Source organism: Paraburkholderia metrosideri (genome assembly GCF_904848625.1).
GTDB classification, from domain to species: domain Bacteria; phylum Pseudomonadota; class Gammaproteobacteria; order Burkholderiales; family Burkholderiaceae; genus Paraburkholderia; species Paraburkholderia metrosideri.
The window spans coordinates 33470-50027 of record NZ_CAJHCP010000003.1 but is presented as its reverse complement, the minus strand read 5'-3'; the positions used below and the strand labels follow the sequence as shown (position 1 = coordinate 50027).

The 16558-nt window shown below is 60.6% G+C and carries 16 protein-coding genes and 1 tRNA gene; 16 read left to right on the top strand and 1 reads right to left on the bottom strand.

Annotated elements, in window-relative coordinates:
* Positions 1–76: 76 nt before the first annotated feature.
* The 3 genes from LMG28727_RS06090 (at position 77) to LMG28727_RS06080 (ending at position 3586) form a co-directional block, all read left to right on the top strand.
* Positions 77–715, top strand: coding sequence for a phosphatidylserine decarboxylase (locus LMG28727_RS06090; protein WP_074763519.1), 639 nt, complete (start codon positions 77–79; stop codon positions 713–715).
* 24 nt (positions 716–739) lie between these two features.
* A complete protein-coding gene (pssA, locus tag LMG28727_RS06085; RefSeq protein WP_201641427.1) occupies positions 740–1609 on the top strand; it encodes a CDP-diacylglycerol--serine O-phosphatidyltransferase in 870 nt (289 codons plus the stop codon).
* A gap of 429 nt (positions 1610–2038) precedes the next feature.
* Positions 2039–3586 carry a 2-isopropylmalate synthase gene (locus LMG28727_RS06080; RefSeq protein WP_201641426.1) on the top strand — a complete coding sequence of 516 codons (1548 nt, stop codon included), beginning with the start codon at positions 2039–2041 and terminating at the stop codon, positions 3584–3586.
* A gap of 120 nt (positions 3587–3706) precedes the next feature.
* Here LMG28727_RS06080 and LMG28727_RS06075 read toward each other — a convergent pair whose 3' ends face one another.
* Positions 3707–4258 (bottom strand): hypothetical protein, encoded by a 552-nt coding sequence (locus tag LMG28727_RS06075; protein WP_201641425.1) that lies wholly within the window; start codon positions 4256–4258, stop codon positions 3707–3709.
* A gap of 190 nt (positions 4259–4448) precedes the next feature.
* Between LMG28727_RS06075 and LMG28727_RS06070 the strand changes: the two genes are divergently transcribed.
* The 13 genes from LMG28727_RS06070 to nuoF all read left to right on the top strand — a co-directional run bounded on the left by LMG28727_RS06070 (position 4449) and on the right by nuoF (position 16457).
* The gene (locus LMG28727_RS06070; protein ID WP_201641424.1) at positions 4449–5777 is read left to right on the top strand and encodes a branched-chain amino acid ABC transporter substrate-binding protein; all 1329 of its coding nucleotides are present in this window, start codon (positions 4449–4451) and stop codon (positions 5775–5777) included.
* A 218-nt stretch (positions 5778–5995) separates the two neighbouring features.
* A complete protein-coding gene (gene rpsO / locus LMG28727_RS06065) occupies positions 5996–6268 on the top strand; it encodes a 30S ribosomal protein S15 (RefSeq protein WP_074763524.1) in 273 nt (90 codons plus the stop codon).
* A 358-nt stretch (positions 6269–6626) separates the two neighbouring features.
* Positions 6627–8762, top strand: coding sequence for a polyribonucleotide nucleotidyltransferase (gene pnp / locus LMG28727_RS06060; protein ID WP_201641423.1), 2136 nt, complete (start codon positions 6627–6629; stop codon positions 8760–8762).
* Between the two features lie 212 nt (positions 8763–8974).
* Positions 8975–9991, top strand: a complete 1017-nt coding sequence (locus LMG28727_RS06055) for an NAD(P)H-quinone oxidoreductase (RefSeq protein WP_201641422.1) — start codon at positions 8975–8977, stop codon at positions 9989–9991.
* Between the two features lie 121 nt (positions 9992–10112).
* Positions 10113–10895 (top strand): triose-phosphate isomerase, encoded by a 783-nt coding sequence (gene tpiA / locus LMG28727_RS06050; RefSeq protein ID WP_201641421.1) that lies wholly within the window; start codon positions 10113–10115, stop codon positions 10893–10895.
* 79 nt (positions 10896–10974) lie between these two features.
* Positions 10975–11361, top strand: coding sequence for a preprotein translocase subunit SecG (gene secG / locus LMG28727_RS06045; RefSeq protein ID WP_201641420.1), 387 nt, complete (start codon positions 10975–10977; stop codon positions 11359–11361).
* Positions 11362–11472: 111 nt separating this feature from the next.
* Positions 11473–11557: transfer RNA gene (locus LMG28727_RS06040), tRNA-Leu, on the top strand.
* Between the two features lie 169 nt (positions 11558–11726).
* Entirely contained in the window at positions 11727–12086 is a 360-nt protein-coding gene (locus LMG28727_RS06035) for an NADH-quinone oxidoreductase subunit A (protein WP_007175615.1), read from the top strand.
* A 63-nt stretch (positions 12087–12149) separates the two neighbouring features.
* Complete coding sequence (locus tag LMG28727_RS06030; protein ID WP_006052903.1) at positions 12150–12629, top strand: NuoB/complex I 20 kDa subunit family protein; 480 nt, start codon at positions 12150–12152, stop codon at positions 12627–12629.
* A gap of 21 nt (positions 12630–12650) precedes the next feature.
* Positions 12651–13253, top strand: coding sequence for an NADH-quinone oxidoreductase subunit C (locus LMG28727_RS06025; protein WP_201641419.1), 603 nt, complete (start codon positions 12651–12653; stop codon positions 13251–13253).
* Between the two features lie 9 nt (positions 13254–13262).
* A complete protein-coding gene (locus LMG28727_RS06020) occupies positions 13263–14516 on the top strand; it encodes an NADH-quinone oxidoreductase subunit D (RefSeq protein WP_201641418.1) in 1254 nt (417 codons plus the stop codon).
* Between the two features lie 130 nt (positions 14517–14646).
* Complete coding sequence (gene nuoE / locus LMG28727_RS06015; RefSeq protein WP_074763530.1) at positions 14647–15132, top strand: NADH-quinone oxidoreductase subunit NuoE; 486 nt, start codon at positions 14647–14649, stop codon at positions 15130–15132.
* A complete protein-coding gene (nuoF, locus tag LMG28727_RS06010; RefSeq protein ID WP_201641417.1) occupies positions 15129–16457 on the top strand; it encodes an NADH-quinone oxidoreductase subunit NuoF in 1329 nt (442 codons plus the stop codon). Before nuoE ends, nuoF begins: the two co-directional genes overlap by 4 nt.
* Positions 16458–16558: the final 101 nt, after the last annotated feature.

Genomic DNA, 16558 nt, shown 5'->3' with positions numbered 1-16558 from the left:
AAAAAGCCGTCCAAGGGTGCTGAACCCTGGGCGGCTTTTGCTATCCTACGGTTTTACAAAAATACAGAAGCCATCCATGAATTACCCTCATCCGATCATCGCGCGAGAAGGCTGGCCGTTCATCGCCATCGCGGCTGTTGTTGCATTACTGGTTCACGCCTTCGCGGGGTTCGGTTTTGCGTGGCTCTTCTGGCTGATCCTGATCTTCGTCGTGCAGTTCTTCCGCGACCCTGCCCGTCCGATCCCCACCCAGGCCAACGCGGTGCTGTGCCCGGCTGACGGCCGCATCGTCGCAGTCGAGACTGCGCATGATCCGTACGCCAATCGCGAAGCGCTGAAAATCAGCGTGTTCATGAATGTGTTCAACGTCCACTCACAGCGTTCGCCGGTGGATGGTGCGATCTCCAAGGTCGAATATTTCCCGGGCGCTTATCTGAATGCCGCCGTGGACAAAGCGTCGACCGAAAACGAGCGGAACGCGGTCGTGATCGAAATGGCGGGCGGGCAGACGGTGACGTCGGTTCAGATCGCCGGTTTGATTGCACGGCGCATTCTTTGCTACGTACGCGCGGGTGAGCCGCTTACCCGTGGCCAGCGTTATGGTTTCATCCGGTTTGGCTCGCGCGTCGACGTGTATCTGCCGTTGGGCAGCCGTCCGCGTGTGTCGATCGGCGAGAAGGTCTCCGCGTCGTCCACGATCCTCGCTGAACTCTAAAGCGGCATACAGGAGGTTTTCCGAATGGCCGCATTCAAACCGCGTCGACCCCGTAACAGCGGACAGCTGCCGCGTCCGTTCCGCCGCAACAAGCCGATGGCGGCGGAGTCGTCGGCTGTCGACAGCCGGCGCGCGCAGCGTCAGCAGTTCCTGAGAAAGCGCGGCATTTATCTGCTGCCGAACGCGTTCACCACGGCCGCGCTGTTCTGCGGGTTCTTCGCGGTCGTTCAGGCGATGAACGTGCGCTTCGAGATCGCGGCGATCGCGATTTTCGTCGCGATGGTGCTCGACGGCATGGACGGTCGCGTCGCCCGCATGACCCATACGCAAAGCGCGTTCGGCGAGCAGTTCGACAGCCTGTCGGACATGGTGTCGTTCGGCGTGGCGCCTGCGCTGGTGATGTACGAGTGGATTCTGAAGGACCTGGGCCGCTGGGGCTGGCTCGCGGCGTTCGTCTACTGTTCGGGCGCGGCTTTGCGGCTGGCGCGCTTCAATACGAACATCGGCGTGGTCGACAAGCGGTTTTTCCAGGGCATGCCGAGCCCGGCTGCGGCGGCGCTGATCGCCGGTTTCGTGTGGCTTGCCACCGATAACCGCGTGCCGCTGAAGCTGGTCTGGCTGCCGTGGGTCGCGTTCGTGCTGACCATCTATGCGGGCGTGACGATGGTGTCGAACGCGCCGTTCTACAGCGGCAAGGCGCTCGACGTGCGCCATCGCGTGCCGTTCGGCGTGATTCTGCTGGTGGTGGTCGCGTTCGTGCTGGTGTCGTCCGATCCGCCGCTGATGCTGTTCGGCCTGTTCGTGCTGTACGGTCTGTCGGGCTACGTTTTCTGGGGCTACCAGGCGTTGCGGGGCCGGGCAAATCCGGCTCGTTCGGTGGCGCACGACAGGTAACGGCGCTACGCGGTGCTCCCTGTTCATATCGTAAAAACGGCGGCCTTCGGGCTGCCGTTTTTCGTTTGAGCAGGCCCTTGCAATGCCGTTGGCAGGCAGGTCCGGCGCTAATTGCACGGTGCTGGGAATGCCGTTATAGTCGTTGGATACCTGCGTTGGGTTTCCGTTTGCGCCGCCACGCGAATCTCAAGTTGGGCCTCTGCAAACCGCTTTGTTGCGGCGAGGCGAGCCGAGCCAATGCTGGCGTGGTGAATCCGGCGTCAGGCGCGTCCGCCGCACCGAGTCTGCGCCGACGCCGGGCCAGTCCCCGTGCTCGCCTGTTTGCCTTCCGCCAGCATCATTTCGCGGATGAGCGTCAGCAGCGGTCATGCGAACCGCGACACTCCACGATCCGATCCCCCAATCGAACGACTCCCCAGGAGCCCCGACATGTCCGACAAACTGATCATATTCGACACCACGTTGCGTGACGGCGAGCAATCACCCGGTGCATCGATGACGAAGGAAGAGAAAATCCGCATCGCGAAACAACTCGAGCGGATGAAAGTGGACGTGATCGAAGCCGGCTTCGCGGCGAGCTCGAACGGCGACTTCGACGCGATCCAGACGATCGCAGGGATGATCAAGGACAGCACGATCTGCTCGCTGGCCCGGGCGAACGACAAAGACATCCAGCGCGCAGCCGACGCGCTCAAGCCGGCCGATCATTTCCGCATCCACACGTTCATCGCAACGTCGCCGCTGCATATGGAAAAGAAGCTGCGCATGACAGCGGATCAGGTGTTCGAGCAGGCCAGACTGGCGGTGCGGTTCGCCCGCAAGTTCACGGACGACGTCGAGTTTTCGCCGGAAGACGGCAGCCGTTCCGACATGGACTTTCTGTGCCGCGTGCTGGAAGCCGTGATTGCCGAAGGCGCGACCACCATCAATATCGCGGATACGGTCGGTTACGGCGTGCCGGAACTGTACGGCCAACTGGTGAAAACGCTGCGCGAGCGCATTCCGAACTCGCACAAGGCGGTTTTCTCGGTGCATTGCCATAACGACCTGGGCATGGCGGTCGCGAACTCGCTGGCCGGGGTGCAGATTGGCGGCGCACGGCAGGTCGAGTGCACGATCAACGGTCTCGGCGAGCGCGCTGGCAATACGTCGCTCGAAGAAATCGTGATGGCGGTGAAAACGCGCAAGGATTACTTCGGCCTCGACGTCGGTCTCGATACGACGCAGATCGTGCCGGCGTCGAAGCTGGTGTCGCAGATCACCGGTTTTGTCGTGCAGCCGAACAAGGCGGTAGTCGGTGCGAATGCGTTTGCGCACGCATCCGGTATTCACCAGGACGGCGTGCTGAAGGCGCGCGACACCTACGAAATCATGCGTGCCGAAGACGTGGGCTGGAGTGCGAACAAGATCGTGCTCGGCAAGCTATCGGGCCGCAACGCGTTCAAGCAACGTCTGCAGGAACTCGGCATTGCTCTCGATAGCGAAGCGGAGCTGAATTCCGCCTTTGCGCGCTTCAAGGAACTGGCCGACCGCAAGTCGGAAATTTTCGACGAGGACATCCTCGCGATCGTCACGGAAGAATCGGCAGAAGCGCAGGAGAAGGAGCACTACAAGTTTCTGTCGCTGTCGCAACATTCGGAAACTGGCGAACAGCCGCACGCGAAGATCGTGTTCTCGATGGAAGGCAAGGAGATCACCGGCGAAGCGCGCGGCAACGGCCCGGTCGATGCCACGCTCAATGCGATCGAAACGGAAGTGGGCAGCGGTTCGGAGTTGCTGCTGTATTCGGTCAACGCGATTACGACCGGCACGCAGGCGCAGGGCGAAGTGACGGTGCGGTTGTCCAGGAGTGGGCGCATCGTCAACGGCGTGGGCACTGATCCGGATATCGTCGCGGCTTCTGCGAAGGCTTATATCTCGGCGTTGAACAAGCTGTATTCGAACGTGAATAAATTGAATCCGCAGCGTTCGGAGTGAGGCATCCGCCAGGGACGGTGTGACGGCGGTCGGCTGAAGCTGAATGTGAAAAAGCCCCGCGCCAGTGAAGGCGCGGGGCTTTTTTGTTTTACCGCATCGGTGTCGCGTTTGAGCTTGCGTTTAGAACAGCGCGCGTCGATCCGGATCGTGCAGCGGATCCGGCGTTTTCTGTGTCAGCCGAACAATGCCCTGATCGTCGAAATAGAAGCTGTACATCATGTACCAGACATTGTCTTCCAGGTAGCGGTAGGTCCAGACCTCGCGTTTCATCAACGGAAAGTACGCGGTTTCGACCGGACGGCCGAAGTTCACCAGCACGTCGCTCTTGGTCCATTGGCCAATCTGCGCGCGGTAGAACTCGTTGGGCTGCAACACCTGACGCACGTTCACGATCTTGCCGGCCGCGTCGATGTCGGCGGCGGTGGTGGTTTCGCCCATCGGCTGGGTCGGCCACATCAGGCGTTTGCCGCCGTCCGGCAGGTCGTAGGTTTCGCGCGGCGGCCCAAGGCGCGCGACGATGGTCGATTCGTCCGCCCCTTGCTGGTATTGCTGCCAGGGCTGGACGCAGCCGGCCAGGGTCAGGGCGCTCAGACAGACGAGCGCCGCGCGGCGCAACCGTCCGGCAGCCGGCGTTGCGGTCGAGGCCGCCGTGAAGTGGTGGCGGTTGAACATGGTTTCCTCCGATGGCGTCTAGGTAGCGGTTTTTATCATCGAGACGCATTATTTTGACATGCGCTACGGCAAAAGAACCGCGCTTCGCGCAGGCTCCGCGGCTAAGTACGGTAACGGACAGGGTGGCTTGCTTATTCCGTGCGGGTCGTCCTATGATCCGCGCTTCTACGATTCAGGCGGGGCAGTGACGATGGCGAAGTGGCAACGGGCGGCAGTAGCGGCGCTGGCGGCAATTTCAATGGCCGCGACGGCCTGTGCGGGGGCGGCAACCACCACTCCGGGGGCAGCGCCATCCGCGGCCGCGCCGGGCAAGCCGGGCGCCAAGCCGATGGGCGCGCCGATCCAGCTCGCGTTGATCGAAGGGATGTCTGGCCCGTTCGCCAACGCGGGCGCGGCGGTCGAGCGCAATCTGCGCTTTGGCGTGGAACAGGTGAATGCGCAGGGCGGCGTGAAGCTCGCCGACGGCGCGCATCCGTTCGAACTGGTCGTGCTCGACAGCAAGGGGAGCACCGAAGAAGCGCTCATGCAGCTGCGCGCGGCAGCCGACCGCCAGATCGGCTACATCATGCAAGGCAACAGCTCGGCGGTCGCCGCCGCGCTGATCGGCGCGATCGACAAACAGAACAGCCGCGAGCCGGGCAATCGCGAGCTATTCCTCAACTATTCCGCCGACGACCCCGCGCTGACCAACGCCAACTGCAGCTTCTGGCACTTCCGCTTCGACGCTCACGCGGGCATGCGGATGGACGCGCTGGTCGATGTGATCCAGCGTGATCAGTCCGTGAAGAAGGTGTATCTGCTCAACCAGGACTACAGCTTTGGCCACGACGTTAGCAGCCTCGCCCGGTCGACACTCGCAGCGAAGCGTCCGGATATTTCGGTGGTCGGCGATGAATTTCATCCGATTGGCCGGGTAAAGGATTTCGCGCCCTATATTGCGAAAATTCGTGCAAGCGGCGCGGACGCGGTCATCACCGGCAATTGGGGCAACGACCTGACGCTGCTGGTCAAAGCGGCGCGCGAGCAGGGTCTGGACACGAAGTTTTACACGTTCTACGGCAATAGCCTTGGCGCGCCGGCCGCGCTCGGCGATGCGGGTGTCGGTCATGTGATCGCCGTCGCAGACTGGCATCCGAATGCCGGCGGCGCGGCCTCGGACGCCTGGTATGCGTCCTTCCGGACCCGTTTCCCGGCTGCGCAGGACGATTATCCGGTGCTGCGCATGCCGCTGATGATCGAAACCCTCGCCGCGGCGATGAACCGCGCCGGCAGCGCGGACCCGACCGCAGTGGCGCATGCGCTCGAAGGAATCCGGTTCGACAACGGTTTCCACGCATCGTGGATGCGCGCCGACGACCACCAGCTGATTCAGCCCCTTTACGTCATGCAGATGGACAAGGCCGGCACGTCTGGCGTGCATTTCGATAATGAAGGCTCCGGCTACGGGTTCCGCACGGTGCTGGCGTTGCCAGCCGAACGCACCGTTCTGCCGACCGTTTGCAAAATGCAGCGGCCCTGACGCGTGCCGCCAAGGGCTGAGCGGCGCCCGTCCATCTAGTGTGGATCGGAAGCAGGCCCGGTAGAGCGGGGTTCGCGGCCGGATCGCGCTGTGCTACAATACGCGTCCCGTTGTAAAGCAGTGTCGTCTTCTCGTGAGTCGTGCTGCAATGCTAATGGGGTAATCCACGGCACGGCCTTTCTTCCGTGACCGCCTGTCTAGTTCTTAAGGAAATCGACATGTCCGCAGTTGAAACAAGCAAGAAGTCCGAAGTCGTTGCGCAATTCGCACGCGCAGCTAACGACACCGGCAGCCCCGAAGTTCAGGTCGCGCTGCTCACGACCCGCATCAACGAACTGACCGTTCACTTCAAGGCACACTCGAAGGACCACCACAGCCGCCGCGGTCTGCTGCGCATGGTGAGCCGCCGTCGTAAGCTGCTCGACTACCTGAAGGGTAAGGACGCGGATCGTTACCGCACCCTGATCGAGAAGCTGGGTCTGCGTAAGTAATCGGCCAGTCGTTCAGCAAGATGCCTGTGTCAGTTCCACTGATACAGGCATTTTGTTTTTGCACGGTGCGCTTCATGTGACGCGCATTGCCTGTGGTCCGCAGTAGCGTGCTGATTCATGCGGCGGAGGCAGGAAAAAGCAGGGCAGGCAGTAGAAAAAAGCAGTAGAAGAAGCAGTAAAACAAGTAACACGGCCGGGCTTCAGGGGCGGAGCTTTGTGTCATTCCAGCGGTTCGCGCACGTACTCGTTGTAGGGCGTGGTTCTCTGGAATGGCATAACACTACTCTTCCCATGTGGCGCCGGTCCTGGCGTTGCCGCGCCGCTTCTGGTCCGCGCGGCATTACGATGAGGAAAAGCAATGACTATGTTCAATAAGATCGTCAAAGAGTTCAAGTGGGGACAACACAACGTTCGCCTCGAAACCGGTGAAGTCGCCCGTCAGGCGAGCGGTGCGGTGATCGTCGACATCGAAGACACCGTCGTGCTGGCAACCGTGGTCGGCGCCAAAACGGCCAAGCCGGGTCAGGACTTCTTCCCGCTGACCGTCGATTACCTCGAAAAAACTTATGCAGCCGGCAAGATCCCGGGTGGCTTCTTCCGTCGCGAAGGCCGTCCGTCGGAAGGCGAAACGCTGACTTCGCGCCTGATCGACCGTCCGCTGCGCCCGCTGTTCCCGGAAGGCTTCTACAACGAAGTCCAGGTCGTGATCCACGTCCTGTCGCTGAACCCGGAAATCCCCGCTGACATCCCTGCGCTGATCGGCGCGTCGGCGGCACTCGCCGTGTCCGGCCTGCCGTTCAACGGCCCGGTTGGCGCAGCGCGCGTGGCCTACATCAACAACGAATACGTGTTGAACCCGACGCGTCCGCAAATGAAGGAATCGGCGCTCGACCTGATCGTTGCCGGTACGGAACGCGCGGTGCTGATGGTGGAATCGGAAGCGCAACAACTGAGCGAAGAAGTGATGCTCGGCGGCGTCGTGTTCGGTCACGAGCAAATGCAGATCGCGATCGATGCGATCCACGAACTGGTCCGTGAAGGCGGCAAGCCGGAATGGGATTGGCAGCCGGCAGCGAAGAACGAGCCGCTGATCGCACGCGTGACGGAACTGGCGCAAGCCGAACTGCTCGCGGCTTACCAGATCCGCGACAAGCAGGCTCGTTCGGCGAAGCTGAAGGAAGTCTACGCAGCGACGTCGAAGAAGCTCGAAGAAGATGCTGCAGCAAGCGGCACGGTGGCAGCCGATAAGGCAACCGTCGGCAACGTGCTGTTCGACATCGAAGCGAAGATCGTCCGTACGCAGATCCTGAACGGCGAGCCGCGTATCGACGGCCGCGACACGCGTACCGTGCGCCCGATCGAAATCCGTACCAGCGTGCTGCCGCGTACCCACGGTTCGGCACTGTTCACGCGCGGCGAAACGCAGGCGCTGGTGGTGGCAACGCTGGGCACGAAGGGCGACGAGCAGAACATCGACGCGCTCGAAGGCGAGTACCGCGAACGCTTCATGCTCCACTACAACATGCCTCCGTTCGCGACCGGCGAAACGGGCCGCGTCGGTTCGCCGAAGCGCCGTGAAATCGGTCACGGCCGTCTGGCCAAGCGCGCGCTGGCTGCGTGCCTGCCGAGCGCCGACGAATTCGGCTACTCGATTCGCGTTGTGTCGGAAATCACGGAATCGAATGGTTCGTCGTCGATGGCTTCGGTGTGCGGCGGCTGCCTCGCGCTGATGGACGCCGGCGTGCCGATGAAGGCGCACGTCGCCGGCATCGCAATGGGCCTGATTCTGGAAGGCAACCGCTTTGCGGTGCTGACCGACATCCTCGGCGACGAAGATCACCTCGGCGACATGGACTTCAAGGTGGCGGGTACGGAACAAGGCGTGACCGCGCTGCAGATGGACATCAAGATCCAGGGCATCACGAAGGAAATCATGCAGGTCGCCCTCGCGCAAGCGAAGGAAGGCCGTATGCATATCCTCGGCAAGATGACCTCGGCGGTGTCGGGCGCGAACACGGTGCTGTCGGACTACGCACCGCGCATGATCACCATCAAGATCAATCCGGAAAAGATCCGCGACGTGATCGGCAAGGGTGGTTCGGTGATCCGCGCGTTGACCGAAGAAACCGGCACGACGATCGATATTTCGGACGACGGCGTCGTCACCATCGCCAGCACGAGCAGCGAAGGGATGGCCGAAGCGAAGAAGCGTATCGAGAACATCACGCTGGAAGTCGAAGTGGGCCAGGTGTACGAAGGCACCGTGCTCAAGCTGCTCGATTTCGGCGCGATCGTGAACATCCTGCCGGGCAAGGACGGTCTGCTGCATATCTCCGAAATCGCCAACGAGCGTATCAAGGACATCAACGACTACCTGAAGGATGGCCAGCAAGTGAAGGTCAAGGTTATCCAGACGGACGAAAAGGGCCGCGTGCGTTTGTCGGCCAAGGCGTTGCTGAACGACGCGCCGCAAGGCGAGCCGACGCCGCAGTAATGCGGTAGCGGAACAACGGCCGGCAGCGTGAATACGCGCCGGCCGTTTTTTATGCAGGGTGGATTGCGTTGCAGGCGCGTGCAAACGGAGACAAGCAGGTACTCTGTTTGTGCGGAGCGTGTCGTCGAAGGTTAGACGAATGCGCTTAATGATCGGCGCGAAGCGAACGTGCAACGGGTGTGCAACGCAATCCAATCTTGGAGTTGACGCAGATGAAAGCGATCGAAATCACCGAATTCGGTGCACCGGACGTCCTTAAGCTCGCCGAACGGCCCACGCCGCAGTTGAAAGCGGGTGAGGTGCTGATCAAGGTGGCGGCTTCCGGCATCAACCGTCCGGATGTATTCCAGCGCAAGGGTGGCTATGCGCCGCCGCCCGGCGCGTCGGATCTGCCTGGTCTCGAGGTGGCGGGTGAGATTGTCGGCGGCACGATCGACGAGAAGAACAATCCGTTCGGTCTGAAGATTGGCGATCGCGTTTGCGCGCTGCTGGCGGGCGGCGGTTACGCCGAATACGCGAGCGCGCCGCTGCTGCAGTGTTTGCCGGTGCCGGCGGGCTTGTCGGATATCGAAGCGGCTTCGCTACCGGAAACCTTCTTCACGGTGTGGAGCAATGTGTTCGATCGCGCGCAACTCGGCAAGGGCGAGGGCGCGCCGAATGAAACGCTGCTGGTGCAGGGCGGTTCGAGCGGCATCGGCGTGACGGCAATCCAGATCGCTCATGCGCTCGGTTTTCGGGTATTTGCGACCGCTGGGTCGGACGAAAAATGCCGCGCGTGCGAAGCGTTGGGCGCCGAGCGGGCAATCAACTACAAGACTGAAGATTTCGTCGAAGTCATCAAGTCCCTCACCAACGATCGCGGCGTCGACGTGGTGCTCGACATGGTGGCAGGCAGCTATGTGTCGCGCGAACTCAGTGCGTTGGCCGATGGTGGGCGCATTGTGGTGATCGCGTTGCTCGGCGGCGCGAAAGCGGAACTGAATCTGAACGACATATTGCGTCGTCGTCTGACGGTGACCGGTTCGACGTTGCGTCCGAGACCAATCGAATTCAAGGCGAAAATTGCCGCGCAATTAAAGCAGCAGGTCTGGCCGCATCTCGAGGCGGGCCGCATCAAGCCTGTGATTCATCGCGTGTTTCCGGCTGCACAGGCCGCCGACGCGCATGCGTTGATGGAAAGCAGCACGCATGTCGGCAAGATTGTGCTGGCTTGGGGTCAGGAGAGTTGACACGGTCAGTTTGACCCGATCCAACCCACGCAGTAAAATTGCGCGTTTTGCGCACGCCGAATGAATCCGAAAGGCGGACTATAAGCGCAAACAAAGTCCGCCGCCAAGATAAGACGAGACGATGTCGAAACAACAACGAGCCAAGCTGGTAGTCGGTAACTGGAAAATGCACGGGCGTCTCGCCGCCAATGTCCCTCTGTTGCAGGCTGTGTCGCGAGGCGCGGGTGAATTGCCGGCCGACATACGCGTCGGCGTGTGTGTGCCGAGCCTTTATCTCGCGCAAACCCAATCGTTGCTTGAGGGCGGTCGGGTCGTGTGGGGCGTGCAGGACGTATCCGCATTCACGCACGGCGCGTACACCGGCGAAGTGGCTGCGCCGATGGTGGTCGATTTCGGCGCCACGCTAGCCATCGTCGGACACTCGGAGCGCCGTGCCTATCATCGGGAAAGCGCAGAGTTGGTGGCGGTAAAAACACAGCGCGCGCTGGAAGCAGGTTTGACGCCGATCGTCTGCGTCGGCGAAACGCTTGAAGAGCGCGAAGCCGGTTTGACCGAGCAGGTAGTCGGCTCACAGCTTGACGAAGTGCTGGCGAAATTGTCGGTGCAGGAAGCGGCCCGTCTGGTTGTCGCGTACGAGCCGGTCTGGGCGATCGGCACGGGCAAGAGCGCGACGTCGGGGCAGGCGCAGGCGGTCCACGCGTTCCTGCGTGCGCGCCTGGCGGCAAAGGGCGAAGCGGTAGCGGATGTGCCGTTGTTGTACGGCGGCAGCGTGAAGCCGGAAAACGCGGAAGAATTATTCCGCCAACCGGATATCGACGGTGGCCTGATTGGCGGCGCGTCGTTGAAGGACCAGGATTTCCTGGCGATCTGCAAAGCAGCGGCCGCAACGAGCGTCGCCGGTTAAGCAGGGCGCTTGGGTGGTGACTCCATCCCGCGCAATACACAATGTGTGGCGCGGTTAAATAAAGACTCAGGTGAGTGTGATGCTGTATTTGAAAACATTGATTATCGTCGTTCAGCTGTTGTCGGCACTTGGGGTCATCGGCCTTGTCTTGCTGCAACACGGCAAAGGCGCCGATATGGGCGCTGCTTTCGGTAGTGGCGCGTCGGGCAGCCTGTTCGGTGCGACGGGCTCGGCAAACTTTTTGTCGCGTACAACGGCGGTCCTCGCGGCGGTGTTTTTTGTCACGACGCTGGCGCTGACCTACCTCGGGTCGTATCGTTCGAAACCTTCGGCAGGCTTGCTGGGCGCGGCGGTGACGGCGCCGGCTGCTGCCTCCGCAACACCGTCGGCTTCCGCGCCGGTCGCCGGTTCGGCTGCGCTGCCGGCATCGCCTGCATCGGTTCCGGCTACCGACGTACCGAAATAATTTTTGCGGCAATTTGTCTCTTGTGCGTTGAACAATCTGTTTAGACAAGTTACAATCTAAATCTTGAAGCGATTCGCGGGTTACAAGTTGTTTTCCCGGATTGCATGCAGTGCCGACGTGGTGAAATTGGTAGACACGCTATCTTGAGGGGGTAGTGGCGAAAGCTGTGCGAGTTCGAGTCTCGCCGTCGGCACCAAAATGTTATCTAAATGCCAGCCGCTTGCTTCAGCTTCGGCTGGCATTTTTCACTTCTAGGGCACGGCTTAAGTTGGGCTTGTGGCATGTGCGTTTCGGAAGTGATTTCGCGGCAGGAGTGCTATGCTCCTGTCGGCACTCAGAACCGAACCAACCAATTGAGGATTGTCTTGAACCTCGCAGCCTATTTTCCCGTCTTATTGTTCCTCATCGTAGGCACCGGTTTAGGCGTAGCGCTGGTCAGTATCGGTAAGATTCTTGGTCCCAACAAGCCCGATACAGAGAAGAACGCACCGTACGAGTGCGGCTTCGAAGCATTCGAAGATGCGCGCATGAAGTTCGATGTTCGCTATTACCTCGTCGCCATTCTCTTCATCATTTTCGACCTTGAAACCGCATTCCTGTTTCCGTGGGGCGTAGCTCTGCGCGACATCGGCTGGCCAGGCTTCATGGCAATGATGATTTTCCTGCTCGAATTCCTGCTGGGCTTCGCCTACATCTGGAAGAAGGGCGGCCTCGACTGGGAATGATGGATTAATCACCGGTTTGCGTGGGTGGCCAAGGCTTGCCACCCCGTCTGGAGTGGAAAGCAAATGAGTATCGAAGGGGTCTTGAAGGAAGGGTTTGTCACCACGACGGCTGACAAGCTGATCAACTGGACGCGCACCGGCTCCCTGTGGCCGATGACGTTCGGTCTCGCGTGCTGCGCGGTCGAAATGATGCATGCGGGCGCTGCCCGTTATGACCTCGACCGCTTCGGCGTGGTGTTTCGTCCCAGTCCGCGTCAGTCGGACGTGATGATCGTCGCCGGCACGCTGTGCAACAAGATGGCGCCCGCTCTGCGCAAGGTCTACGACCAGATGGCTGAGCCGCGCTGGGTAATCTCGATGGGCTCGTGTGCGAACGGCGGCGGCTATTACCACTACTCGTATTCGGTAGTGCGTGGCTGTGACCGGATCGTTCCGGTTGACGTTTATGTGCCGGGTTGTCCGCCTACTGCGGAAGCGCTGGTGTACGGCGTGATCCAGTTGCAGGCCAAGATTCGCCGCACCAACACAATCGCCCGTCAATAAGGCCAACGCCTCCCCCACAATATGGCAAGCAAACTCGAGACCCTGAAAGCGAACCTCGAGGCGGCCTTTGGCGGCCTCCTGTTGAGCATCAACGAAGCAATCGGTGAAGTGACGATCGTCGTGAAGGCGGCCGACTACCTCAACGTTGCAACCCGTCTGCGCGACGACCGTTCGCTCGGTTTCGAGCAATGCGTCGATCTTTGTGGTGTCGACTATCAGACCTACGCCGATGGCGCCTACGACGGTCCGCGTTTCGCGGCCGTGCTGCATTTGTTGTCGGTGCAGAACAACTGGCGTGTGCGTCTGCGCGTGTTCGCACCTGATGACGAAGTGCCCATCCTGCCGTCCGTCGTCGAAATCTGGAATTCGGTCAACTGGTACGAGCGCGAAGCATTCGACCTGTACGGCATCGTCTTCGAAGGTCACCCGGACCTGCGCCGCATCCTGACCGACTACGGTTTCATTGGTCACCCGTTCCGTAAAGATTTCCCTGTCTCCGGGTACGTCGAAATGCGTTACGACCCGGAAGAGAAGCGCGTCGTCTATCAGCCTGTGACGATCGAGCCGCGGGAAATCACGCCGCGCGTGATCCGCGAGGATCGCTATGGCGGTCTGAAACACTAAGAGAACGCCATGGCAGAGATCAAGAACTACACGCTCAACTTCGGTCCCCAGCATCCGGCCGCGCACGGTGTGCTGCGCCTCGTGCTGGAACTCGACGGTGAAGTCATCCAGCGCGCCGATCCGCACATCGGTCTGCTGCATCGCGCGACTGAAAAGCTCGCCGAAACCAAAACGTTCATCCAGTCCGTGCCGTACATGGATCGTCTCGACTACGTGTCGATGATGGTCAACGAGCACGGCTACGTGATGGCGATCGAAAAGCTGCTCGGCATCGAAGTGCCGCTGCGCGCCCAGTACATTCGTGTGATGTTCGACGAAGTCACGCGCGTGCTGAACCACTTGATGTGGATCGGCGCGCACGCGCTCGACGTTGGCGCAATGGCGGTGTTCCTGTACGCATTCCGCGAGCGCGAAGACCTGATGGACGTGTACGAAGCGGTATCCGGCGCACGGATGCACGCAGCGTACTACCGCCCGGGTGGTGTGTATCGCGATCTGCCGGATGCGATGCCGCAATACAAGGCATCGAAAATCCGCAACGTGAAGGCGTTGTCGAAGATGAACGAGAACCGTCAAGGTTCGCTGCTCGACTTCATCGACGACTTCTTCACGCGTTTCCCGAAATGTGTCGACGAGTACGAAACGCTGCTGACCGACAACCGGATCTGGAAGCAACGTCTGGTCGGTATCGGCGTCGTCAGCCCGGAGCGTGCTTTGCAACTCGGCATGACGGGTGCAATGCTCCGAGGCTCGGGTATCGAGTGGGATCTGCGCAAGAAACAGCCGTACGAAGTCTATGACAAGATGGATTTCGACATTCCGGTCGGCGTGAATGGCGATTGTTACGACCGCTACCTGGTTCGCGTCGAAGAAATGCGCCAATCCACGCGGATTGTGAAACAGTGCATTGAGTGGCTGCGTAAGAATCCAGGTCCCGTGATGATCGACAATCACAAGGTTGCGCCGCCGTCGCGTGTCGGCATGAAGTCGAACATGGAAGAGTTGATCCATCACTTCAAGCTGTTCACTGAAGGTTTCCACGTTCCTGAAGGTGAAGCGTACGCAGCGGTCGAGCATCCGAAGGGCGAGTTCGGCATCTATCTGATCTCGGACGGCGCGAACAAGCCGTATCGCCTGAAGATCCGTGCACCGGGCTATGCGCACCTGTCCTCGCTCGATGAAATGGCGCGCGGTCACATGATCGCCGACGCCGTGACGATCATCGGTACGCAGGACATCGTGTTCGGCGAAGTGGATCGCTAGGACGTATTCATCGGCGCGCGTTTTCGGATTGCATCGAGACGCGCGTCAAGCAAAGGAACGCCGGGTCTGTCGCAGCGTGATTCAAGCGACGGGTTTCGTTCGGTAGGAATTGAAAGAGTCGTGTCTGAAAATGATCTCAGCTGAAGGCCTGAAAGAAATCGATCGCGCGATCGGGAAATACCCCGCCGATCAGAAACAGTCCGCCGTGATGTCGGCGCTGGCCGTTGCTCAGGAAGAGCATGGCTGGCTGTCGCCCGACGTCATGCAGTTCGTCGCGGACTATCTCGGCATGCCGGCAGTCGCCGTGCAGGAGGTGGCTACCTTCTACACGATGTACGAGACCTCGCCGGTCGGCAAGTACAAGATCACGCTCTGCACAAACCTGCCGTGCCAGCTTGGCCCGGACGGCGGTGCCGAGGGCGCCGCAGAATATTTGAAGCAGAAGCTCGGCATCGACTTCGGCGAAACCACGCCCGACGGCAAATTCACCTTGAAAGAGGGTGAGTGCATGGGTTCGTGCGGCGACGCACCGGTGATGCTGGTGAACAACCATCGCATGTGCAGCTTCATGAGCCGCGCGAAGATCGACCAGCTGCTCGAGGAGCTTTCGAAATGACGGCTTTACACGATCGTCACATCAAACCGCTGATTCTTGCCGGCCTGAACGGCGACAACTGGCACCTTGAAGACTATGTGGCGCGCGGCGGTTACGCCCAGCTGCGACGCATTCTCGAAGAGAAGATTCCGCCCGAGCAGGTGATCGCCGACGTCAAGGCGTCGGGTCTGCGCGGCCGTGGGGGTGCAGGTTTCCCGACCGGTTTGAAGTGGAGCTTCATGCCGCGTCAGTTTCCGGGTCAAAAGTATCTCGTCTGCAATTCGGACGAAGGCGAACCGGGCACATTCAAAGACCGCGACATCCTGCGCTTCAATCCGCATTCGCTGATCGAAGGTATGGCCATCGGCGCTTACGCGATGGGCATCACGGTTGGCTACAACTACATTCACGGCGAAATCTTCGAAGTCTACCGTCGGTTTGAACAGGCGCTGGACGAAGCTCGCCGCGCCGGGTTCCTCGGCGAAAACATCATGGGCTCGGGCTTTTCGTTCGAGCTGCACGCGCACCACGGTTACGGCGCCTACATCTGTGGCGAAGAAACCGCGCTGCTCGAATCGCTGGAAGGCAAGAAAGGCCAGCCGCGCTTCAAGCCGCCATTCCCGGCGAGCTTCGGCGTGTACGGCAAGCCGACCACGATCAACAACACCGAGACGTTTGCCGCAGTGCCGTTCCTGCTGGCAGTCGGTCCGCAGAATTACCTGGAAATTGGCAAGCCGAACAACGGCGGCACCAAGATTTTCTCGATATCGGGCGACGTCGAACGTCCGGGCAACTATGAAATTCCGCTCGGCACGCCGTTCGCGACGTTGCTGGACCTCGCTGGCGGCATGCGCGGCGGCAAGAAGATCAAGGCTGTGATTCCTGGCGGTTCGTCGGCACCGGTAATCCCGGGCGAGATGATGATGAACACCGACATGGACTACGACTCGATCGCCAAGGCTGGCTCGATGCTCGGTTCGGGCGCGGTCATCGTGATGGACGAAACGCGTTGCATGGTGCGTTCGTTGTTGCGTTTGTCGTATTTCTATTACGAAGAGTCGTGCGGTCAATGCACGCCTTGCCGCGAAGGCACGGGCTGGCTGTACCGCGTCGTCCATCGTATCGAGCATGGGCTCGGCCGTCCTGAAGATCTGGATCTGCTGAACTCGGTCGCGGAAAACATCATGGGCCGCACGATTTGCGCGCTCGGCGATGCAGCGGCCATGCCGGTTCGCGGCATGCTCAAGCACTACTGGGACGAGTTCGAATATCACGTCGCCCACAAGCATTGCCTGACTGGCGATCATGCCGGGCACGCAGCGGCGTCGGAAACAGTGGCTGCCTGACTAAGTAGACAAGCACCAGACGAACACGTCAACCGCGGGATTCATCGCCTGATCGGGCGATGAACGGGGCGAACGATTGAGCGGTAACAGGTTAAGGAAGA

What these genes read in the sequence shown, in the direction of transcription:
- LMG28727_RS06090 (WP_074763519.1), top strand. Translation starts at nt 77, where the DNA reads ATGAATTACCCTCATCCGATCATCGCGCGAGAAGGCTGGCCGTTCATC.
- pssA (WP_201641427.1), top strand. Translation starts at nt 740, where the DNA reads ATGGCCGCATTCAAACCGCGTCGACCCCGTAACAGCGGACAGCTGCCG.
- LMG28727_RS06080 (WP_201641426.1), top strand. Translation starts at nt 2,039, where the DNA reads ATGTCCGACAAACTGATCATATTCGACACCACGTTGCGTGACGGCGAG.
- LMG28727_RS06075 (WP_201641425.1), bottom strand. Translation starts at nt 4,258, where the DNA reads ATGTTCAACCGCCACCACTTCACGGCGGCCTCGACCGCAACGCCGGCT.
- LMG28727_RS06070 (WP_201641424.1), top strand. Translation starts at nt 4,449, where the DNA reads ATGGCGAAGTGGCAACGGGCGGCAGTAGCGGCGCTGGCGGCAATTTCA.
- rpsO (WP_074763524.1), top strand. Translation starts at nt 5,996, where the DNA reads ATGTCCGCAGTTGAAACAAGCAAGAAGTCCGAAGTCGTTGCGCAATTC.
- pnp (WP_201641423.1), top strand. Translation starts at nt 6,627, where the DNA reads ATGACTATGTTCAATAAGATCGTCAAAGAGTTCAAGTGGGGACAACAC.
- LMG28727_RS06055 (WP_201641422.1), top strand. Translation starts at nt 8,975, where the DNA reads ATGAAAGCGATCGAAATCACCGAATTCGGTGCACCGGACGTCCTTAAG.
- tpiA (WP_201641421.1), top strand. Translation starts at nt 10,113, where the DNA reads ATGTCGAAACAACAACGAGCCAAGCTGGTAGTCGGTAACTGGAAAATG.
- secG (WP_201641420.1), top strand. Translation starts at nt 10,975, where the DNA reads ATGCTGTATTTGAAAACATTGATTATCGTCGTTCAGCTGTTGTCGGCA.
- LMG28727_RS06030 (WP_006052903.1), top strand. Translation starts at nt 12,150, where the DNA reads ATGAGTATCGAAGGGGTCTTGAAGGAAGGGTTTGTCACCACGACGGCT.
- LMG28727_RS06025 (WP_201641419.1), top strand. Translation starts at nt 12,651, where the DNA reads ATGGCAAGCAAACTCGAGACCCTGAAAGCGAACCTCGAGGCGGCCTTT.
- LMG28727_RS06020 (WP_201641418.1), top strand. Translation starts at nt 13,263, where the DNA reads ATGGCAGAGATCAAGAACTACACGCTCAACTTCGGTCCCCAGCATCCG.
- nuoE (WP_074763530.1), top strand. Translation starts at nt 14,647, where the DNA reads ATGATCTCAGCTGAAGGCCTGAAAGAAATCGATCGCGCGATCGGGAAA.
- nuoF (WP_201641417.1), top strand. Translation starts at nt 15,129, where the DNA reads ATGACGGCTTTACACGATCGTCACATCAAACCGCTGATTCTTGCCGGC.